Source organism: Streptomyces sp. T028, assembly GCF_048159505.1.
GTDB lineage: Bacteria > Actinomycetota > Actinomycetes > Streptomycetales > Streptomycetaceae > Streptomyces.
The window spans coordinates 107142-125900 of record NZ_JBLRVZ010000010.1; the positions used below are offsets into that span (position 1 = coordinate 107142).

Below are 18759 nucleotides of genomic sequence, written 5' to 3' on the forward strand. Positions count from 1 at the left end.
TACGACGGGGGTTCGGTTCCGGGTGGATCCGAACCCCCGTCGGCTTGCGACCGGCCGCGCTCTGTGCGGGGCTCTCCACCCGGAGGTGGAGTTCCGCGGCTGTGGGGATCCACCCATGATCCACCCTGGCTCCGATCCGCTGAGCTGCGCGAATCCGTAGCGTCGAAGGCGTCGGCAGCACTCGCTGTCGGCATTTCCTTCTCGCTCACGGAGGCTGTGATGTCCGGGCTGATCGACGCACTGGTGATCGTGGCCGTGGCCGCACTGGTGATCGTGCGCCAGTTCCGCGCGAGCCGGGTCGACGCGGGCCGGCGGTGGTGGGTCCTGCCGGGGATCCTGGCCGTCATGGCCCTGCGCGAGCCCCACGTGCTCGACACCCACCACCACACCGCATCGGCCCTGATACTCGGCGCGGAACTGCTGGTCGGCCTGGCCACGGGAGCCGGCTGGGCCTGGACCACCCGCGTCTGGACGGAAGCCGACGGCCAGGTCTGGAGCAAGGGCACCAAGGCCGGCGTGGGCGTCTGGATCGTCGGCATAGGCCTGCGCGTGGGCCTGTTCGCCCTCGGCTCGCTGCTCGGCGTCCACCAGGACAGCTCGGCCCTGATACTGGCGCTGGCGAGCACCCTGCTGGTCCGCTCCGGGATCCTGATGTGGCGCGTGCAGCGGCTGGACCGCACTCCCGTGAAGAGCACGGCGTACGGTGAGCGGACGGCCCGGACCACGTGGAAGGAGCGCGTGTGACGGAGAACGCCTGGACACGCTGGCCCCCTCGGGAGGCGCTGGACCGCAAGGAAACCTCGCTGCCCCGGCGCCTGTTGGCCTGGGGCATCCGCGCCCTGGTGTTCGGCGCGTTGTTGTGGAGCGCCTTCCAGGGCGGCCGCATCCACGGATGGGTGGCGGTTGCCGGGATCGCCGGGACTCTGGTGGCAGGGGCGTTTGCCTGGGGCTTCCTCCGGACGACCCTCGCGCATCGGCTGTGGCCCTCCCTCTCGCTGATCGTCCCGCTGCTGGGGCTCGCCGCCGGAGCTCAGGCCGCGGGCTTCGATGTCCTGGCTGTCGTCCTGTGGTGCGGATGCGCCATCACGGCGCTGGAGCGACTGCCCCTGGGGGCCGCACTGCCGGTCGCAGCGGTAGGGCTCGGCGCCTTCGCGGCTGTCAACGGCGACGCGTGGCTCACCACGACCGCCACCATCGGGGGAATGGCACTCGCCGGCTACGCGCTGCGCCTGGACGCCGAGGCTCGCGGCAACGCGCAGAGACTGCTCACCCAGGAGCGCGCGGCGCGGGCCGCAGAGACGGAGTCGGCCGCACTCGCCGAGCGGGCCCGTATCGCCCGGGAGATCCACGACGTGCTGGCCCACAGCCTCTCGGCGCAGCTGGTGCATCTGGAAGCCGCCCGGCTGCTGATCGAGAGAGACGCGGACCGGGAGCAGATCCTCGAACGGGTGGTGGCGGCCCGGGGCATGGCCCGTGACGGCCTCGACGAGACCCGGCAGGCGCTGTCCGCGCTGCGCGGCGATCTGACGCCGCTCGAGGACTTCCTGAGCGACCTCGTCCGCGCGGCCGACGGCGCCGAGGTCACTGTTGTGGGTGATCGCAGAGCTCTGCCGGCCGAGGCGTCGCAGGCCGTGCGCAGGGTCGCCCAGGAGGCCCTGACGAATGCCCGGAAGCACGCTCCGGGCGCGAAGGTCCGGGTGCGGCTGGAGTACGACCCCCATGAAGTGACCCTGGACGTGCGGGACTCGGGAGGTTCGCCGGGTGAACTCGCCGGGGCCGGCGGCGGGTACGGTCTGCTGGGGATGCGCGAGCGCGCCGAGCTGCTGGGCGGGTCGCTGCACGCCGGGCCGGACGAGGAAGGGTTCGTGGTGACGCTGAGGGTGCCGGTATGACGGAGGCGGCGGAGCCGGAGTCGGCCAGGGTCGTGGTCGCGGACGACCAGACCGTCGTCCGGGAGGGCATCGTGATGCTGCTCGGGCTGCTGCCCGGAGTCGAGGTCGTGGGGGCGGCCGGGGATGGTGACGAGGCCGTGCGGCTCGTCGCCGAACTCGCCCCGGACGTGGTGCTGATGGATCTGCGGATGCCCCGCTGCGACGGCGTGGAGGCGACCCGGCGGATCCGGGCCGAGCATCCAGGGACGCAGGTCGTGGTGCTCACCACGTACGCGGACGACGAGTCCCTGTTTCCGGCGCTGCGGGCGGGGGCGCGGGGCTATCTGACCAAGGACGCAGGCGGGGACGAGATCGTGCGGGCCGTGCACAGCGTGCTGTCCGGGGATGCCGGGCTGTCGCCGAGTGTCCAGCGGCGCCTGCTGGAGCGCCTGTCGGCACCCGAGCCGGAAGTGGCCGAGCCCGCCGTTCCACCGGACGGGCTCACCACACGGGAGACGGAGGTGCTGAAGCTGATCGCCGAGGGCCTCAGCAACCAGGAGATCGCCCGCAGGCTCCAGGTGTCCACGGCGACGGTGAAGACCCACATCAACAACATGTTCACCAAGACAGGGCTCAAGGACCGTGCGCAGGCGGTGCGTTACGCGTACGGAAAGGGGCTGGTTCGGCCGCCGACGGGATGAATGGTCTTTTCGTCACCTGATGGGGTGAAGCAGACAGGAAAGGAGGGGTGGGGGTCCTCCCGTTCTGTCCATCCTTGGGCATGCAGTCAAGCAACGGCCGTGCCCGCGGCGGCGCGGACGGTCCTGAGAGATCCGGCGAGCACCATCAGAGCCGGAGCCCGGAGTGCGTCGAGGCGCCGGGTGAGGTGCGCTACGAGGACCCGTGGTACGACGCGCTCGCGTCGGGCTGGGGCGAGCAGGGTGCGACGGCCTCGGTGGGCACCTATGGGGCCGAGATGCCGACGGCTCGCCGGGAGCGGGAGGACGGGGCCCTGGCGGCGGCCCAGGTCTATCTCGAGGTGCAGCGCAGCGCCGCTTTCCAGGAAGTGCGCAGCCGCTACCGGAGGTTCGTGGGGCCGGCGTTCCTGGGGTTCCTCCTCTGGTACGTGGGCTATGTCGTGACCGCGACGGCCGCACCGGGGTTCATGGCACGGCCGGTGGTGGGCGCGGTGAACGTGGCACTGCTCGCGGGGCTCGGGCAGTTCCTCACCACGTTCCTGCTCACCTGGGCCTATGTCCGGCACGCGCGGTTGCGCCGCGACCGTGCGGCCCTCGAACTGCGGTGGGACACCCAGGAGCTGACGCGCGGGGCGAGGGGCGGTGTGTCGTGACCGGACACCATCAGGCGCTGGCGTTGGCGCTGTTCAGCGCCTTCGTCGCGGTCACCTTGGGGATCACGACCTGGGTGAGCCGCAACCGGCAGGGGTCGGAGGAGGAGTTCTATGCGGGAGGGCGACTGTTCTCCCCGATGGAGAATGGTTTTGCCATCGCGGGGGACTACATGTCGGCCGCCTCCTTCCTCGGTGTCACGGGGCTCATCGCGCTCTTCGGCTACGACGGGCTGCTGTACGTGGTCGGCTTTCTCGTGGCCTGGCTGGTGGTGCTGTTCCTCGTCGCCGAACTGGTACGCAACTGCGGGCGGTTCACGCTCGCCGATGTCGTCGCGGCACGAATGAGCGAGCGGCCGGTGCGGATCGCGGCGGGAACCTCCTCGGTCACCGTGTCCGTTCTCTACCTGGTGGCGCAAATGGTGGGGGCGGGCAGCCTGGTCGCGCTGCTGCTCGGGAACACCGGTGAGGCGGCCGGGGCATGGGCTGTGATCGGGGTCGGGGCGCTCATGGTGATCTATGTGTCGTTGGGAGGGATGCGGGCCACCACATGGATTCAGATCGTGAAAGCGGTGCTCCTGCTCTGCGGCACGATCGCGCTCACGGTGCTGGTGCTGGTGCGGTTCCACGGGGACGTCGACCGGCTGCTCATGACAGCGGCCGAGCGCAGCGGACACGGTGTCGCGTTTCTCGCGCCCGGGCTGAAGTACGGTGGGGACTGGACCGCCCGCCTCGACTTCATCAGCCTCGGGCTGGCGCTGGTCCTGGGCACGGCCGGGCTGCCGCACATCCTGTCGCGCTTCTACACGGTGCCGACCGCGCGGGCCGCACGGCGGTCCACGGTCTGGGCGATCGGGCTCATCGGCGGCTTCTACCTGATGACGATCGTTCTCGGGTTCGGCGCGGCGGCGATCGTCGGCCCGGAGACGGTGCGTGGTTCGAACGCGGCCGGGAACACCGCGGTTCCGCTCCTGGCGCTCGATCTGGGCGGTGGGGCCGACTCGACGGGCGGCACGGTTCTGTTCGCGTTCGTGGCGGCCATCGCGTTCGCGACGATCCTCGCCGTGGTCGCCGGGATCACCCTCGCCTCCTCGGCGTCGGTGGCGCACGACCTGTACACCTCGTTGCGCCGTGGCTCGGCGAAGGCCCGCAGTGAGGTGGCGGTGGCACGGATCGCCGCCGTGGGCATCGGTGTGATCGCGATCGCCCTGGGGCTGCTGGCCCGTGGTCTCAACGTCGCGTTCCTGGTGGGGCTGGCGTTCGCAGTCGCGGCCTCAGCGAATCTTCCGGTGCTGCTGTACTCCCTGTTCTGGCGGGGCTTCACCACACGGGGCGCGGTGTGGGCGGTGTACGGCGGGCTGGTGCCGGCGCTCGTGCTGGTGGTGCTGTCGCCCGTCGTGTCGGGCAGTCCCGAATCGCTCTTCCCGGGCGTGGACTTCCAGTACTTCCCGCTGCAGAACCCCGGGCTGGTCTCGATCCCGCTGGGATTCCTCGCGGGCTGGCTCGGCACGGTCACCTCGGCCGAGATCCCGGACGAGGCCAAGCACGCGGAGACCGAGGTGCGCTCGCTGACGGGGGCGGGGGCCGTCTGACCCGGGGCGCGGTCGGTGCCGTAGGACGTGCGGCGGCCTCACGATGTGCGGCAGCCCTGGGCGGTCCCCCTGGGCGACCCCTGGGCGCATCCGGCGTCGTAGGAGAGACGCGGGCTCCGGATCGCTACGGTGCCACCCAGGTGTAGCGGTGCTCCGGGCGGCCGGTGTCGCCGTATTTGAGGGAGAGGCGCAGGCGGCCGACCTGTTCCAGATGACGGAGACAGCGCTGGGCGGTGGAGCGGCTCAGGCCGGTCTCGGCGGCCACCTCGTGGGCCGAGAGCGGGTGGTCGGCGCGGTGCAGGACGGCGCGGATCAGGTCCGTGGTCGGTTCCGAGTGGCACACCGTCCTGGCCGCCGCCTGCCTCCTCGCCCTCTCCTCCCTCACCGCATGTGCCAACGACGCGGCGAGCACCGCGTCCACCAGCGCCGGGCGGGGACGGCAAGGGGACAAAGGTCAAGATCATGGTCGGTGGCCTGGACAAGGTCATCTACCTCCCCGCGATGCTCACCCGGCGCCTCGGCTACTTCGACGCCGAGGGCCTCGACGTCGAGCTGCTGAGCGAGCCGGCGGGTGTGCAGGCCGAGACCGCGCTCGTCTCCGGCCAGGTCCAGGGTTCCGTCGGCTTCTACGACCACACACTCGACCTCCAGGCGGAGGGCAAGATCACCTCGCCCCAAGGGCTTCAAGGGCAAGAAGCTCGGTATGACCGGCCTCGGCTCCTCGACCGACTTCCTCACCAAGTACCTCGCCGTCAAGAACGGCGTGAAGGGCACGTTGCCGATGTTCACCAAGGACGGCGTGATGCCCGAGGGCGGTCCCGAGATCGTGGAGAAGTTCCTCAAGGCGTTCAACCCCAACGTCCAGAAGGCCGACGTCGACCTGAGCAGGACCTGCACCACGGAGTTCGTCGAGAAGGCGGCCGGCTGATGGCCCGCTCCGCCGCGGACTCAGGTGCGGGTCGCCCACACGTAGCGGTGTTCCGGGCGGCCCGCGTCGCCGTATTTCAGGGTCAGCCGGGCCCGTCCCGTGCGCTCCAGGAGCTTCAGATAGCGCTGGGCCGTCTGGCGGCTCACCCCGGTCCGGTCGGCGATCTCCTGGGCCGACAGGGGCCCCTCGGCGTTCATCAGGCACCGGCGGACCAGTTCGGCGGTGGTGGGGGAGTGCCCCTTGGGCAGCCCGGGCTCCGAGGGGGCGGACAGCGCGCCGAAGATGCGGTCGACGTCGGCCTGCTCGGCCTCGCCGCCGCCGTCGAGCGTGCGGCGCAGATCGGCATACGCCTCCAGCTTGGCGCGCAGACCCGCGAAGTTGAACGGCTTCACCAGGTACTGCAGGGCGCCCTGGCGCATAGCCGCCTGCACGGTCGAGACGTCGCGCGCCGCAGTCACCATGATCACGTCGATCTGGTGGCCGCGCCGCCGCATCTCCTGGACGACCTCCAGGCCCGTCTCGTCGGGCAGGTAGTGGTCCAGCAGGACCAGGTCGAGGCGCGGCTGCACCTCCAGCTGGCGCAGCGCCTCGGCGGCGCTGTGGGCCTCGCCGGCGACGTGGAAGCCGGGCACCTTCCCGACGTAGGCGGCGTTGACCCGGGCGACCCTGGTGTCGTCGTCCACGACCAGGACCTCGATCATCGCGACTCCTCCTCGACAGCGCTGTGCGCCGGTGCGGTCAGTGCGGGTTCCAGGTCCGGGCCGGACAGCGCCTCGGGCAGGACCACGACGAACTCGGCGCCGCCCCCGGTGGCCTCGCCCACGGTGGCGCTGCCGCCCTGCCGTTCGGCGAGCCTGCGGACCAGCGAGAGTCCGATGCCGCGCTTTCCGTGCGCGGGCGGCTTCTTCGTGGACCAGCCCTCGGTGAAGACCAGCTCGCGCTGCTCGGCCGGGATTCCGGGGCCGGTGTCCCGTATCCGCAGGACGGCGGTACGGCCCTCAGCGCGCAGTTCGACCTCCACGCGTGCGTGCGGTGTGCCGGCGACGGCGTCGAGCGCGTTGTCCACGAGGTTGCCGACGACCGTGACCAGCCCGCGCGGGTCGACCAGCCGGTCCGGGAGCCGGGTGCCGTCGGACACCCACAGGGCGACGCCGCGCTCGGCCGCGACGGTCGCCTTGCCGACCAGCAGGGCTGCGAGCAGCGGATCCTCGATCTTCTCGGTCACCTGCTCCGAGGTGGCGCGGTGGTCACCGACCACCTCCCCGACGAACTCCACGGCGTCGTCGTACATCTCGAGTTCGAGCAGGCCGAGCAGTGTGTGCATGCGGTTGGCGTGCTCGTGGTCCTGGGCGCGCAGCGCGTCGATCAGCCCGCGCGTGGAGTCGAGCTCGCGGCCGAGCTGCTCCAGTTCGGTGCGGTCGCGCAGGGTGGCCACGGCGCCGCCGTCGTCGGTGGGCATCCGGTTGACGACCAGGACGCGCTGTCCGCGTACGGCGATCAGATCCGTGCCGGTCACCCGGCCGGCCAGCACGTCGGCCGTACGCCCCTCGCCGAGCGCCTCGTCCGGCGAGCGGCCCACCGCCTCGTCGCCGATGCCCAGGAGCCGCTGTGCCTCGTCGTTGAGCAGCCGGACGCGGCCGGCCCGGTTCAGCGCGACGACGCCCTCCCGGATGCCGTGCAGCATCGCCTCGCGCTCCGCGAGAAGGGCTGAGATGTCGGAGAAGGCCAGGTCACGGGTCTGCCGAAGGACGCGCCGGGAGATCAGCCAGGCGGCCAGCGCGCCCACGGCGAGCGCGCCGCCCGCGTACGCGAACAGTCCCGGGATCGCATGGATCAGACGGGCGCGCACGCTGTCGTACTCGATGCCGACCGAGACCGCCCCGATGATCTCGCCGTCGCTGTCGCGCAGGGGCACCTTGCCGCGGGCCGAGCGGCCCAGGGTGCCGCTGTCGATCTCCATGACGTCCTTCCCGGCCAGGGCCTGGCTCGGGTCGGTGGAGACATGGCCGCCGACCTCGTCGGGGTCGGTGTGCGACCAGCGGGTGCCGTTCAGGTCCATGACGACGACGTACTCGGCGCCGCTGGCCTTGCGGATCCGTTCCGCCTCGCGCTGCACCGGGCCGTCGACCGTGGGCCGTGTGCTCTGCAGGTCCTCGGCGATCTGGGGTACCGCCGCCGTGGTCTGCGCGATGGCGAGGGCGCGGCGCATGGCCTGGTCGTCCAGCTGGTTGCTCAGCGGGGCGAGGAACAGCCCGGTCGCGAGCACCACGACTCCCGCGGCGATCGCCAGCTGCATCAGCAGCACCTGCGAGAACACACGCCGCGGCATGCCGAGGCGCAGGCGTCGGGCGGGGGGAGAGGGGCTCATACCCAAGAAGGTACGTGGGCGGGCCGGTGCTGCCGTAGGGGTGTGTGGCGTGGATCTCTTGATCGGCTCAAGAGGAAACGGTTCGGCCGGGCCCCGCGCGGGGCGCGATCCACTGTGGACGCGGCTGTCTCAGCGGCTGTCTCAGCCGGCCACCGCCACCGCCAGTTCGCGCACCGCCACCACGTCCATCCGCGCGGGTGACCCGAGGACCGACGCCCCACAGCTCTCCGGACGGGGCGGCAGCGACGCGCCCTGAGCCACCACGACCCGCCAGTGGCGCCCGTCGGTGTGCGCGACGGTCACCTCCCAGCGCGGCGCCTCGCCCGTGGTGAGGACGACGTCGAGCGCCCCGGCCCGCTCCTCGCCGGTCGCCCGGCGCACGGCCAGCTCCGCCGCCTGTCCGGGCCGCTCCCAGGCCGAACGCCCGCGGCACCCGTCCACGACGACCCGCCCCTCCTGCACGCCGTGCAGGACCTCCTTGACGGTGTGTGCCTCGGCGCGGCCGTACACGTAGCCGTGCGGCAGGACGAGAACCGTCGGGGAGAAGCGATGACCGCCCAGATGAGTGACCTCCCACACGCCCTGTACGCCCGAGGCGGCCAGCTCGGCCGCGAGCGGGCGGCCCAGGAGGGCACAGCAACGGTCGCGCTTGCCGTTGGTGCAGACGAGGGCGAGCGGATCGCCCGTGTGCGGCCCGCCGCGCAGCGCGGTGTCGAAGCTGCGGTGGTCGCCCCGGCCGAGTGCCGTGAAGTCGAGGTCGAGCAGCCGCGTGGGGTCGGTGGTCGTGGCGGTGTGCAGCCAGACGTTCCCCGGAGCGGTGTGGGCCGCGAACACATGCCGTACGGGGGGCGGCATCCCGGGGTCGGCGTGCCGGCCCGGGCGGCGGATGAGCGCGATGCGGACGCCCGTGTCCTTCGCGGCGGCTTCGAGGGCTCGGCCCAGTACGGGGTCCAGGTGGCTCGAGGTGAGCGCCTTGGCACCCCACGGACCGGCCTGCTCCAGCAGGAGCCAGGTCGAGGCGGTGGCCGCGGTTCCGGGCATGGGCTCGCCGAGGTTCCGCGAGTCGGTCGCGCACGTACTCACAGAGGTGAGCCTAACCTGACTTGACGCGCAGTACCTCCCATGGTGGCTGTGGATGGCTGTGGAGTCCCAGGGGCGCGGCTGTGCGGGCGGCTCCGCGCGCGTGCCTGTACGCCAGGACGAACTCCTAGTCGGGGACGTGCTGCGGCGGCTTCGGCCCCACGTAGTGCCCGCTGGGACGCATCCGCAGGGGCCGCTCGCCGTACTCCTCCAGGGCGTGGGCGATCCATCCCGCCGTCCGGGCCACCGCGAAGATCGTCTCGCCCGCCGAGGGCTTCATGCCGAAGGAGGCGGTCAGGACGCCGAGTGCCAGGTCCACGTTGGCGTGCAGCGGGGTGTGGCGGGCGGTCGTGGCCACGATGTCGCGCGCCGCGGCCAGGGCGGGTGCGGCTTCGGGGATCTCCTCGAGGAGGGCGAACAGGGCACGCGCGCGTGGGTCCTCACCGGGGTAGAGCCGGTGGCCGAGGCCGGGGATGCGGCGGCCTGCCCGCAGCTCCTGGGCGATCACCGGGCCCGCGTCGCCCAGGTCGAGCACCTCGTCCAGCAGCCGGTGCGCGAGCCCGCTCGCGGCGCCGTGCAGGGGCCCCTCGATGACGCCGAGTCCCGCCGAGACCGCCGCATACGTGTGCGCGCGGGCCGAGGCGGCGACGCGCACCGCGAGCGTGGAGGCGGCCAGGTCGTGGTCGACGAGCAGACCGAGCGCCGTGTCCAGGACCCGCAGCTTCGCCTCGTCCACGGGGCGCACGGTGAGCCGCGCCCACAGGCGCCGGGCCAGCGGGCCCTCGTCGCGGTGGGTGGGGTGCAGGGGAGGGAGGGCGGTGACGAGGGTGGGGATCAGGATGCGCGCGGTGCCGAGCACGGCTTCCTCGGCCAGGTCGAACCGCAGCGGGTCGGCGACGGCCGCGGCGACCGCGGCGACCCGCAACCGGTCGGTGGGGCCGCTGTGTTCGGGCAGCGCGTCGACCGCGCGGCGGGCGGCTTCGGCGGAGGCGAGGGGGGCGGTGAAGGCGGCGCCGGGGTGATTCCGGCCGGTCCACAGCCACTCGGCGACCTCTTCGTACGAGTGCCGGGCCGCCAGTTCGGCCGCGTCGACGCCCCGGTAGTAGTACCGGACCTTGTCGATGAACGTGAGCCGGGTCCGTACGGTCAGCTCTCCACCCGAGCCGGGACTCCCACCGCTCTCCCGCCTGTTGCGCCGCGCGAGCACCTCGACCTCCTTGGCGTCGAAGGTGCTGCCCCGGCCGCCGGGCGTGCGCCTGCTGCTCAGCTGGCCGCGGCTCACGTACGCGTACACGGTCTCGGGCTTCACGCCGAGCAGTTCGGCGGCCTCCTTGGTGCTCAGCCGTCGGTCCGGGGGGCCGGGGGCGGGTTCGTGATCACGCATGGGGGTCACCGTATCCACAGAAGACATACGTTGATTCAATCAATATTGACAGAGATTTAGTCAAGCATGGACAGTCGAATCAATACAAGGAGGAATCCAATGACTGTCACCTCGTCCGCCGCCCAGCCCGGCACCCGGTCCACCCCCGCACTCCTCGACGCGCCGAGCGGTCTCGCCGGTGTCGTCGTCGCCGACACGGAGGTCGGTGACGTCAGGGGGCGCGAGGGCTTCTATCACTACCGCCAGTAATAACTGACGGCCTCCGTTGCACCCCATCTTCCCTGGTCAGAGAGGTGGTCCACTCTGCCGGTACTTACGGGGTCGAATCGGGGTCGAATCGGGTGCACCGATCGTTCCACGGACCGGTACCCCCTCGTGCTGCACTGGGGAGCCTTCGAACTGGTGTTCAGTCTTGCATAACGAGGTCGGGTCAGGTCAAGTCCCCGCAACGCAGATGATGCGCCCCGGAGAGGGCCAGTCAGGATGCTGCGAACAAGGATCCGAAGGTGCTGACCTTGACGCCCTGGACGGCTAGCGGGGGGTGGGCGTACGTGTCCCACGTCTCGTTGAACTTTGCGTGACGTGACAATGCCTGCACGGTCTTGGGGTCGAACTCGCCGGAAGCGCCGAGCCGAGTCGTGTAGAAGTGCTTAAGAGGGCGGTACGTGACCTGATGTCTGTTTCGCGCTTTCGGGAGGGGTGCGCGGACCGGCCATGACGTCGCCTGGCGGTTACGGCCGCGGCTGGGTGAACAAGCCCTGCTCGGACTCGACCAGGATCCCGCGCTCGGCGAGCCGCTTGAGCTTCAGGCGGGTGTTGTTGATGTTGTTGGGCGCGATCTCCAGGTCCATCGCCTCACACACCTGCCGCGCTCGCAGCGGCATGTCGGCTGCGGCGAACACCGCCATGATCTGCTGGTAGGCAGGATGGTCCGGCAGCTTCGGCGCCGGCGGCGCGGGCGGCTGCGGATCGGGCAGCGCCAGCAGTGTCTTGCGGGTGATCCGGACCTCCTCGGCGGCCCGGCCGAGTTCGTCCAGCCGTGCGGTCAGCTGCGCGATCTGCTCCCTCGTCGCCTCGGCCTGCACGGCGAGCTCCCGTTCCTGCTCCTCCAGCCGCGCCAGTACCGCCCCGAGAGCCAGCTCCCCGCCGGTCATGTGCTGCGCCAGGCCGCAGCGGTGGCCCCGGTCAGCCGGCGCAGTATCACCGCGGTCATCGCCCAGTACACCCGCGACTCCGAACTGCGCGGCAGGTGCTCGTAGTCGCGCACCAGCCTGCGGTGCAGCATCAAGATCCCGTAGGCGCGCTCCACGATCCACCGCTTGGGGATCGGCACGAACCCGGTCTGCGCCGGGTTGCGCTCGACGATCTCCACCTCGATGCCCACCTTCTCCCCGTGCGCGACGACGGCGTTCTTGAAGCCCTGGTCGACCAGGGCCTTCTGAACGGTGTCGGTGTCGCCGGCGACCTTGTCCAGCAGCGCGATGCCGGCGGCGTTGTCGTGCACCGACGCGGCGAGCACCACCACCGCGATCACCAGGCCCAACACGTCAACGGCCAGGCCGCGCTTGCGGCCCGGTACTTTTTTTGCCGCATCACACCCCGTCGACTGCGCAGGCACCCCAGCCGCCGCGTGCACGCTCTGGGTGTCGAGCACCACCAGACTCGGGTCCGCCTTCCGCCGCGCCTTCTCCCGCACCTGCCAGCGCAGCAGGTCGTGGATGGTCTGGTCGGTGCCGTCATCGCGCCACTTGGTGAAGTAGTACATCACCGCACCGCGCGGCGGCAGGTCGTGCGGAAGCAGGTCCCACTGGCAGCCGGTGCGGCCCTGGTAGAGGAGCGCGTTGACAATCTCCCGCATCTCGTATCGGCCCTGGTGACCGCTGACCGAGCGGTGTGCGGCCTTCCATGCGGCGATCACCGGCTCGACAAGCGCCCACTGCTCGTCGGACAGGTCAGTCTTGTAGGGCTTGCGCTCCTCGCTCACGGTGCTCAGCCCAGCACGCCCGAGGCCGCCGACCGGCCGGGATACCGTGCTGCCACACGTTCAGGTGACGGCAAATCGCCTATGCACTTACATACCGCCCTCTGAGGACCGTGCCATACGACAGCCCGCTATCGGCTACGAGTTCGTCAACCGTGGCACCGGACTCGTATAGCGCACGCAAGGCCTGCGGGCTTGGCGGTTCACTCTCGGGAGGCGTGTTCTGGGCGTGTGAGGTCATGCTGCGGACTCCCATTCACTGAGGGCTTCGGCATGGGCGGCTGACAGCTCGTCGTAACTGCGCTGGTCAGCCGCGGTGATGAGGATCAGCCGTCCATCTGTGGCGATCCGCCAGTCGGAAGCTGCGCAACCAGTCGACGGATCGACGACGTGTCCGTCTGGTGTGCACCAGGCGGAGGGGATCTCGTCGGGGCGGGGCGACGGGACGAGTACCTGGCGGCCGTCGCGGACGATCACCACGGCCCTGCTGCGATGCTCTGCGAGCTGCTCCAACACCGCTCGATAGGCGCGGCGTTCCGCAGCGTGGAGCGCCCTTCGACGCGCGGCGATGCCCGTGGTTCCGCATTGGCGAGCGATCACGTCCCACCCGTGCGAGGCCGTGACTTCTGGGTCGGTAACAGCCTCCTGAGGGCTGTTACCGAAGTCATCCACGGCACGTGGGGTCAGGGTCCAGATCTCACCGACGTGCTGCACCAGGTCGTGAGTCGCGAGGCGTTGGAGGGTCCGGTAGACAGTGGCGCGGGAGACGGACGAGGTGATGACAAGTTCGCCGACTGTCTGGGCCGAGCGCACGTGCAAGGCCCCGATGATCATGAGGGCCGAGCTGCCCAGCGCGAGGTGAGCGAAGGCATCGTGGGACATCAGGTGGCTGACGATGGTGGAGTCGATGTCGGCCGAAAGAGCTGTCTCGGAGGTGGACCACTCCTCAAGCGCTGGGGCGGGGGGGAACTGAGTGGTCTGTGAGCGAGAAAGCCCCTTCTGTGTGACGCTCCCCGGACCGTTCCCGAGGTACCAGGAGGAGCCCTCCTTGCCGCGTCCGACCCGCAGCCGGCGGAGCCACCCGCCCGGCTTCAGGACGGTCTCGTACGCCTTGCGCAGCGTCTGCCGGGAGATTCCGGCCTCCTCTGCGGTCTGGCGCTCGCTCGCGGCGTGCAGACGGCCGCCAGCGACTTCTGCGAAGTTGAGATGCGCCCGCAGCACTCGCAGCGCCGTACGTCCGCGCTCCCCACGCCATGGGGTGACCTCGATACGGTCGCGAAGGGCGGCGAGGTCCTCGTAGGAGTCCTGGCGAGAATCAACCTCCTTTGTGTTGCGGACGGTTGCACAGGCGCTGCTCCAAACCCGATGGAGGTAGGCCAGGGCTCGGGCCTGCCCGGAACGCAGTGCGATGTTCTGTGTGTGCCTGCCGCCCTCGTGGTCCGGATGCATGAGCAGACCTGCGAGCTGGTCGACCGTGCCCCCGGCGCGGGCAACGTGGCAGGCGATTGCCGCAGTAATCCGGTGGCCGTGCTCGGCCATGCCCTGGCGGCCTTCGCGATGAACGACCCGTCCGCCGCGATCGAGCTTGCTGTAACTGCCCGCCGCGTAACGACCGGTGAGGTCTCCGAGGAGGACCAGATCAGCTGCGGTGCGCGGGAGCTGGGCGAGCCCCTGCCGCTGGGTCTGAGTGCCTGTGACTGCCTCTGGTTGGGATGAAGCCTGCTGTGAGTAGTGCGGAGTGGGTGCGTCGTATGGCATTCTGGGGGTCGTCTCGCAAAGACATGGACGCCACCTAGGCCCGCTAAAACCACGGGTGGTGCCCGGAACCGACCTCCAATCGGTGCCAACGAAGCCTCCAGGACGGCCATCCTGGGGGCTTTCGTGTTTTGGCCTCGCTGGAGGCAGGCGTCCCCATCGCAGCTCGACCAGGGCGAAGCGGAGGGCGTCAAGGGTGGCGCCTTGACCGAGCCGGCCAACTCAGGTCCACTCAGAGCCAGAATCAGAGGGATCGCCTCTGACTGCCTCTGAGTGGCCCGGGTCGAACCGGGGTCGAATCAGAGCGTTTCCCTCTGACTGCCTCCGATCGCCTCTGCAACCCGTCCTAGCAGGTCACAGCCGTTTCGGCCTTCATAAGCCCAGGTCAGGGCGGTGCACCGAAATTACCCGGCGTACAGCCCGACTCGTCTGCCGCTCTTTATTTCCGCAGCTCAGAGGCAATGTTTACTCGCTGGACAAACTGTCCGGGTCGAATCCGGGTCGATCTTGGACCCGCGTATCATCGTCCGCGTCCACTGTCCATGCGGAAAATTCAGGCATTTCAGGCGTTGAATGTGGCCCAATGTCGATCTGTGGTGGACATTTGATTGTCGGGCGCATTCGGAAGTGCATGTACGAGGTGTCTTCCTGCCGACCCGCTCTGACTGAACTCGATTGCCGATCGCGCCCTGAAGTGGACCATGGAAGTGATCACCGGTGAGGGCATCTCGCTGGCCGCTCACCCCGGGAACCACTGGTTCCTGGCGAATGCGGTGATGTGCGGCATGGTGTTCGGCTCCCGTCTTTGGGTCGTGGCGACATCGTCGGGACGGGCTGTGCGGGGGCGCAATACGGCTTCCGTGTCACGGAAGAGGGCTTGGAAAGTCCCTGGTGGGAGCGCTGATGTGAGGCACCGTGCCGCTGCGCGCCGGGAAGAAAGACAGCAGTCATGCCGTCTGTCCGCGGTCACGGGCTCGTTCATCGGTGACCATCTCATTGAGATATATGTCCGTTTTTTTGCTCCTCTGGTGCCTCTTTGGCGGCATACGGCTGGTACAGCGGCAGAATTCGTATAGCTGCAGATCAAGGTTGGTCGTTGTCGCGCCGGGAGGGGGTCGGGGTCGAACCCGGGTCGAATGCGCCTTGCTTTTGTCCCGCTGGTGGGTTGTTGCAGGTCAAAAGCATGATCGGATGTCATGACGCCGGGCGGCGAGAGCGGCTGTCGGGTCCGAGGAGCGGTCACCGGCAGGTTTTGTGCCTGCTGGCAGTACACGGCCTGTGCGACGCCGACTTGGCGCAGCGCCTTGAAGGTGACCTTGACCTTGGAGCGGGGCATCAGGCTCAGGTCGGACAGGTGGTCGACTTCAACTACCGGCCCCTGGTTCGAGCCGCGCGGGCTCTGTGCCGCTCGAACAGCCAGTCTCGCCGCCGTCCACTGCGTGTGTACACATCCCGTCGGCAGCAGGCCTGGAGTCCGAAGGCATCAACGGAGCGACAAAGAACCATACTTGACATGCGGGGACAGCCCGTGATGGCTCGGCAACGGGAGAGGCAGCAGCACGGTGAGCAGCGGTAACAAGGGGCTGGGGAAGGTCGAGGTACGGCTGAAGTGGGACCCGAGTCCCTTGCGTCAGCCGCCTCATCACCTCGACATCATTGCGGCGACCTACTCGGCGGAAGCGCCGTACGGGCCACCGGTCTACATCGTCCATTACGACAGCCGTTCGCCGGACGGCACCATCAACATGAGCCGGCACAGCCGGACCGGCCAAGGCCTCGGCTACGTCGAGGCGATGACTCTGGAACTCGACCGCCTCGCCTCCTCCTTCGCGCGCGTGGTCGTGGGGGTGGCGATCCACCAGAACTGCGGCCCCAAGACCTTCGGTGACCTGTCGAACGCCGGAGTTCTGGTCGTCGAGGGGTACAAGGAGCTGCTGAAGGACGACTTCGCGCAGATCGCAGGATCCACCGCTGGGACCGTCGCGGAGTTCACCAGGGACGACTCCGGCGCGTGGGAGTTCCATGGCGTGGTCCGCGGGTTCGACAGCGACCCGGTGGCGTTCAGTGTGGAGATGGGCTCGGCCCCGTTGTTCTGAGGGGGCAGCGGTGTGCAGGGCCGCGGGTCAGGCATTGTGTTGGCCGAGGACGCGCGGCGCACCGCCACCCGCGGATCTCGTGAGACTTGCTTCATGGTCACGTAATGCGGTCTGCAGAGTCCGGCATCAAGAGAACATAAAGATTGCCGGGTGCAGGCAATGCCAGGAGCCGCGCACACATGTGAACATGCACGCACCGGCACGGCGACGAGGAGGAGAGGAGGTGTGAGCAGGTGGGCTGGTTTCTCGGTCTCGGCATCGTGGGAGTCGTACTCCTCGCGCTGTCCCTCGTGTTCGACGGCGTCCTCGAAGGACTCTTCGACGGGCTGCTCTCGCTTCCGGTCATCGCGGGATTCGTGTCCATGCTCGGCTTCGCCGGGGCTATCGCCATGGGCACCACGGGTGTGGGCACGGTCGGGGCGACCGCGATCGGTACGCCGGCCGGCGTCGTCACCGGCTGGCTGGCGTACCGCCTGAGCCGAGTGCTGTTGCGTGACCGGTCCGGTGCGGCTCCGCGCGACGACGACCTGATCGGCGCTCCGGGATCCGTGGTGACGGCGATTCCGGCCGACGGCTACGGCGAGGTGCTGGTCCACCTGGCCGGCCAACTGGTGAAACTCGCCGCGAAGAGTCCGACGCCCGTGGCCCGAGGAGCCGATGTCTGGGTCGAGGGGACTCTGTCGCAGACTGCGGTGTCCGTACGCCCCGTGGAGCGCTGACCGACCGCAGCTCACAGCCGTTCTCGTCGCACCGCGCCGCCGGTGCCTGTTCCGCACGTTCCTTCACACGAACCCGTGTCGATCCGCCGTCCCCTGGGAGGGCTGAGGGGAATTCACCATGAGTCCAGTCGTCTTCGCCGTGGTGGGAGTCGTCGTCCTGCTCGTCCTGCTCGGCCTGGTGGTCATCACCCGTTACAAGGTGGCCGGCCCGAGTGAGGCGTTCATCGTCACCGGCCGGCGTGGCAAGAAGGCCACCGACCCGGAGACCGGCCGGGTCTTCACCGACAACAGCGGCCAGAAGGTCGTGGTCGGCGGCGGTGTGTTCGTCGTTCCGTTCGTGCAGCAGAAGTTCACCCTTGACCTGTCCTCGCGGCACATCCCGGTCGCGGTGCGCGGCGCGGTCACCCTGCGCGGTGTGAAGGCACACCTCGAGGGTGTCGCGATCGTCAAGGTGGGCGGCACCGAGGACTCGATCCGGGCCGCTGCGCAGCGGTTTCTGATGCAGCAGGACGGCATCGTCGGTTTCACCCAGGAAGTGCTTTCCGGCGCCCTGCGCGCCATAGTCGGCCGGATGTCGGTCGAGGACATCATCCGTGACCGCGCCGCCTTCGCGGGCCAGGTTGCCGAGGAGGCCGAGGCGAGCCTGTCCGGGCAGGGTCTGGTCCTGGATGCGTTCCAGATCCAGGACATCACCACCGAGGGCTCCTACCTGGAGGATCTCGGACGCCCCGAGGCTGCCCGTGCCAAGCAGGAGGCCGACATCGCCGAGGCCGTCGCCCGGCGGGCCGCCGAGCAGGCCCGGCTGAAGGCGGAGGAGGAGATCGCCGTCGCGCAACGGACCTTCGCGCTGAAGCAGGCGGAGATCAAGGCTGAGACCGACGAGGCCGCCGCCCGTGCCGCTGCTGCCGGCCCGCTGGCCGAGGCGGCCCGGCGCCAGGAGGTGCTCGCCGAGCAGGAGAAGGTCGCCGAGCGCCAGGCCGCGCTCACCGACCGCGAGCTGGACACCAAGGTCCGCAAGCCCGCCGACGCCGCCCGCTACCAGGCCGAGCAGGAGGCCGAAGCCCGGCGCATCGCGCTGGTCAAGGAGGCCGAGGCGGCCGCCGAGCGGGCCCGGCTGACCAGTGAGGGAGAGAAGGCCCAGCGCGCGGCGCTCGCCGCAGCGGTGCGTATCGAGGGTGAGGCGGAGGCCGCCGCGATCGGCGCCAAGGGCGCCGCCGAGGCCGAGGCCATGCGGAAGAAGGCCGACGCGTTCGCCCAGTACGGTGACGCGGCGGTGCTGCAGATGCTCGTCGAGGTCCTGCCGCAGGTCGTCGCCAAGGCGTCCGAGCCGCTCAGCGCCGTGGACAAGATGACCGTCATCTCCACCGACGGCGCCTCGCAGCTGTCCCGCACGGTCGCCGACAACGTCGCCCAGGGCGTCGAGCTGCTGAGCTCCACCACTGGCGTCGACCTTGCCGAACTGCTGAAGACCATCACGCAGCGGGCCGGTGGTGCGCAGTCCGAGGCCGCGGCGTCCGCCGAGGCGAACGGCAAGATCGAGATCACCGGCTGACGTCGGTACGGGCAAGGGTGTGAGCCCGGGCGCTTGCCGATCGCCCGGGCCTCTGGGGATGAATGCCGGCGGTGTCTCCGAGCCG

Annotated in this window: 18 protein-coding genes and 2 pseudogenes; 11 read left to right on the top strand and 9 right to left on the bottom strand. The window is 69.9% G+C overall.

The annotated features are described in order from the left end of the window. Window positions 1-219 precede the first annotated feature (219 nt). The 5 genes from ACLZN2_RS10875 (at window position 220) to ACLZN2_RS10895 (ending at window position 4811) form a co-directional block, all read left to right on the top strand. Entirely contained in the window at window positions 220-744 is a 525-nt protein-coding gene (locus ACLZN2_RS10875; protein WP_416978164.1) for a DUF1453 domain-containing protein, read from the top strand. Next, entirely contained in the window at window positions 741-1892 is a 1152-nt protein-coding gene (locus tag ACLZN2_RS10880; RefSeq protein ID WP_416978165.1) for a histidine kinase, read from the top strand. Before ACLZN2_RS10875 ends, ACLZN2_RS10880 begins: the two co-directional genes overlap by 4 nt. Beyond that, window positions 1889-2572, top strand: coding sequence for a response regulator transcription factor (locus ACLZN2_RS10885; protein ID WP_416978166.1), 684 nt, complete (start codon window positions 1889-1891; stop codon window positions 2570-2572). Before ACLZN2_RS10880 ends, ACLZN2_RS10885 begins: the two co-directional genes overlap by 4 nt. 80 nt (window positions 2573-2652) lie before the next feature. After that, window positions 2653-3222 carry a DUF485 domain-containing protein gene (locus tag ACLZN2_RS10890; RefSeq protein WP_416978167.1) on the top strand — a complete coding sequence of 190 codons (570 nt, stop codon included), beginning with the start codon at window positions 2653-2655 and terminating at the stop codon, window positions 3220-3222. Continuing rightward, a complete protein-coding gene (locus tag ACLZN2_RS10895; RefSeq protein WP_416978168.1) occupies window positions 3219-4811 on the top strand; it encodes a cation acetate symporter in 1593 nt (530 codons plus the stop codon). Before ACLZN2_RS10890 ends, ACLZN2_RS10895 begins: the two co-directional genes overlap by 4 nt. A gap of 124 nt (window positions 4812-4935) precedes the next feature. On the opposite strand, the pseudogene ACLZN2_RS10900 reads toward ACLZN2_RS10895, so the two are convergent. Further along, window positions 4936-5148, bottom strand: a pseudogene (locus ACLZN2_RS10900) (helix-turn-helix domain-containing protein); the annotation flags it as partial. Between ACLZN2_RS10900 and ACLZN2_RS10905 the strand changes: the two are divergent. Then, window positions 5132-5739, top strand: a pseudogene (locus ACLZN2_RS10905) (ABC transporter substrate-binding protein). The pseudogenes ACLZN2_RS10900 and ACLZN2_RS10905 sit on opposite strands and share 17 nt — an antisense overlap. A gap of 20 nt (window positions 5740-5759) precedes the next feature. On the opposite strand, the gene ACLZN2_RS10910 reads toward ACLZN2_RS10905, so the two are convergent. The 4 genes from ACLZN2_RS10910 to ACLZN2_RS10925 all read right to left on the bottom strand — a co-directional run bounded on the left by ACLZN2_RS10910 (window position 5760) and on the right by ACLZN2_RS10925 (window position 10571). Next, a complete protein-coding gene (locus ACLZN2_RS10910; RefSeq protein ID WP_416978169.1) occupies window positions 5760-6440 on the bottom strand; it encodes a response regulator in 681 nt (226 codons plus the stop codon). Next, a complete protein-coding gene (locus ACLZN2_RS10915; protein WP_416978170.1) occupies window positions 6437-8107 on the bottom strand; it encodes an ATP-binding protein in 1671 nt (556 codons plus the stop codon). Before ACLZN2_RS10915 ends, ACLZN2_RS10910 begins: the two co-directional genes overlap by 4 nt. 141 nt (window positions 8108-8248) lie before the next feature. Then, window positions 8249-9190 (bottom strand): sucrase ferredoxin, encoded by a 942-nt coding sequence (locus ACLZN2_RS10920; RefSeq protein ID WP_416978171.1) that lies wholly within the window; start codon window positions 9188-9190, stop codon window positions 8249-8251. Between the two features lie 124 nt (window positions 9191-9314). Further along, window positions 9315-10571: a citrate/2-methylcitrate synthase gene (locus tag ACLZN2_RS10925; RefSeq protein ID WP_416978172.1), complete on the bottom strand. Its 1257-nt coding sequence runs from the start codon at window positions 10569-10571 to the stop codon at window positions 9315-9317. Between the two features lie 99 nt (window positions 10572-10670). On the opposite strand from ACLZN2_RS10925, the gene ACLZN2_RS10930 reads away from it, so the two are divergent. Beyond that, a complete protein-coding gene (locus tag ACLZN2_RS10930) occupies window positions 10671-10820 on the top strand; it encodes a hypothetical protein (protein ID WP_416978260.1) in 150 nt (49 codons plus the stop codon). Window positions 10821-11302: 482 nt separating this feature from the next. Here ACLZN2_RS10930 and ACLZN2_RS10935 read toward each other — a convergent pair whose 3' ends face one another. The 4 genes from ACLZN2_RS10935 to ACLZN2_RS10950 all read right to left on the bottom strand — a co-directional run bounded on the left by ACLZN2_RS10935 (window position 11303) and on the right by ACLZN2_RS10950 (window position 14001). Continuing rightward, window positions 11303-11725 carry a hypothetical protein gene (locus tag ACLZN2_RS10935; protein WP_416978173.1) on the bottom strand — a complete coding sequence of 141 codons (423 nt, stop codon included), beginning with the start codon at window positions 11723-11725 and terminating at the stop codon, window positions 11303-11305. Continuing rightward, window positions 11722-12555, bottom strand: a complete 834-nt coding sequence (locus ACLZN2_RS10940; protein WP_416978174.1) for an IS5 family transposase — start codon at window positions 12553-12555, stop codon at window positions 11722-11724. Before ACLZN2_RS10940 ends, ACLZN2_RS10935 begins: the two co-directional genes overlap by 4 nt. 79 nt (window positions 12556-12634) lie before the next feature. Beyond that, on the bottom strand, window positions 12635-12808 hold the full coding sequence (locus ACLZN2_RS10945) for a hypothetical protein (protein ID WP_416978175.1): 174 nt from the start codon (window positions 12806-12808) through the stop codon (window positions 12635-12637). After that, the gene (locus tag ACLZN2_RS10950) at window positions 12790-14001 is read right to left on the bottom strand and encodes a hypothetical protein (RefSeq protein WP_416978176.1); all 1212 of its coding nucleotides are present in this window, start codon (window positions 13999-14001) and stop codon (window positions 12790-12792) included. Before ACLZN2_RS10950 ends, ACLZN2_RS10945 begins: the two co-directional genes overlap by 19 nt. On the opposite strand from ACLZN2_RS10950, the gene ACLZN2_RS10955 reads away from it, so the two are divergent. From ACLZN2_RS10955 to ACLZN2_RS10970, 4 genes are all read left to right on the top strand, one after another. Next, window positions 13996-14268: a hypothetical protein gene (locus ACLZN2_RS10955; protein ID WP_416978177.1), complete on the top strand. Its 273-nt coding sequence runs from the start codon at window positions 13996-13998 to the stop codon at window positions 14266-14268. The two genes, ACLZN2_RS10950 and ACLZN2_RS10955, sit on opposite strands and share 6 nt — an antisense overlap. 1601 nt (window positions 14269-15869) lie before the next feature. Further along, complete coding sequence (locus tag ACLZN2_RS10960) at window positions 15870-16403, top strand: TerD family protein (protein ID WP_416978178.1); 534 nt, start codon at window positions 15870-15872, stop codon at window positions 16401-16403. A gap of 233 nt (window positions 16404-16636) precedes the next feature. After that, a complete protein-coding gene (locus ACLZN2_RS10965; RefSeq protein WP_416978179.1) occupies window positions 16637-17122 on the top strand; it encodes a hypothetical protein in 486 nt (161 codons plus the stop codon). Between the two features lie 118 nt (window positions 17123-17240). Then, window positions 17241-18674, top strand: a complete 1434-nt coding sequence (locus ACLZN2_RS10970) for an SPFH domain-containing protein (RefSeq protein WP_416978180.1) — start codon at window positions 17241-17243, stop codon at window positions 18672-18674. The last annotated feature ends 85 nt before the right edge of the window (window positions 18675-18759 follow it).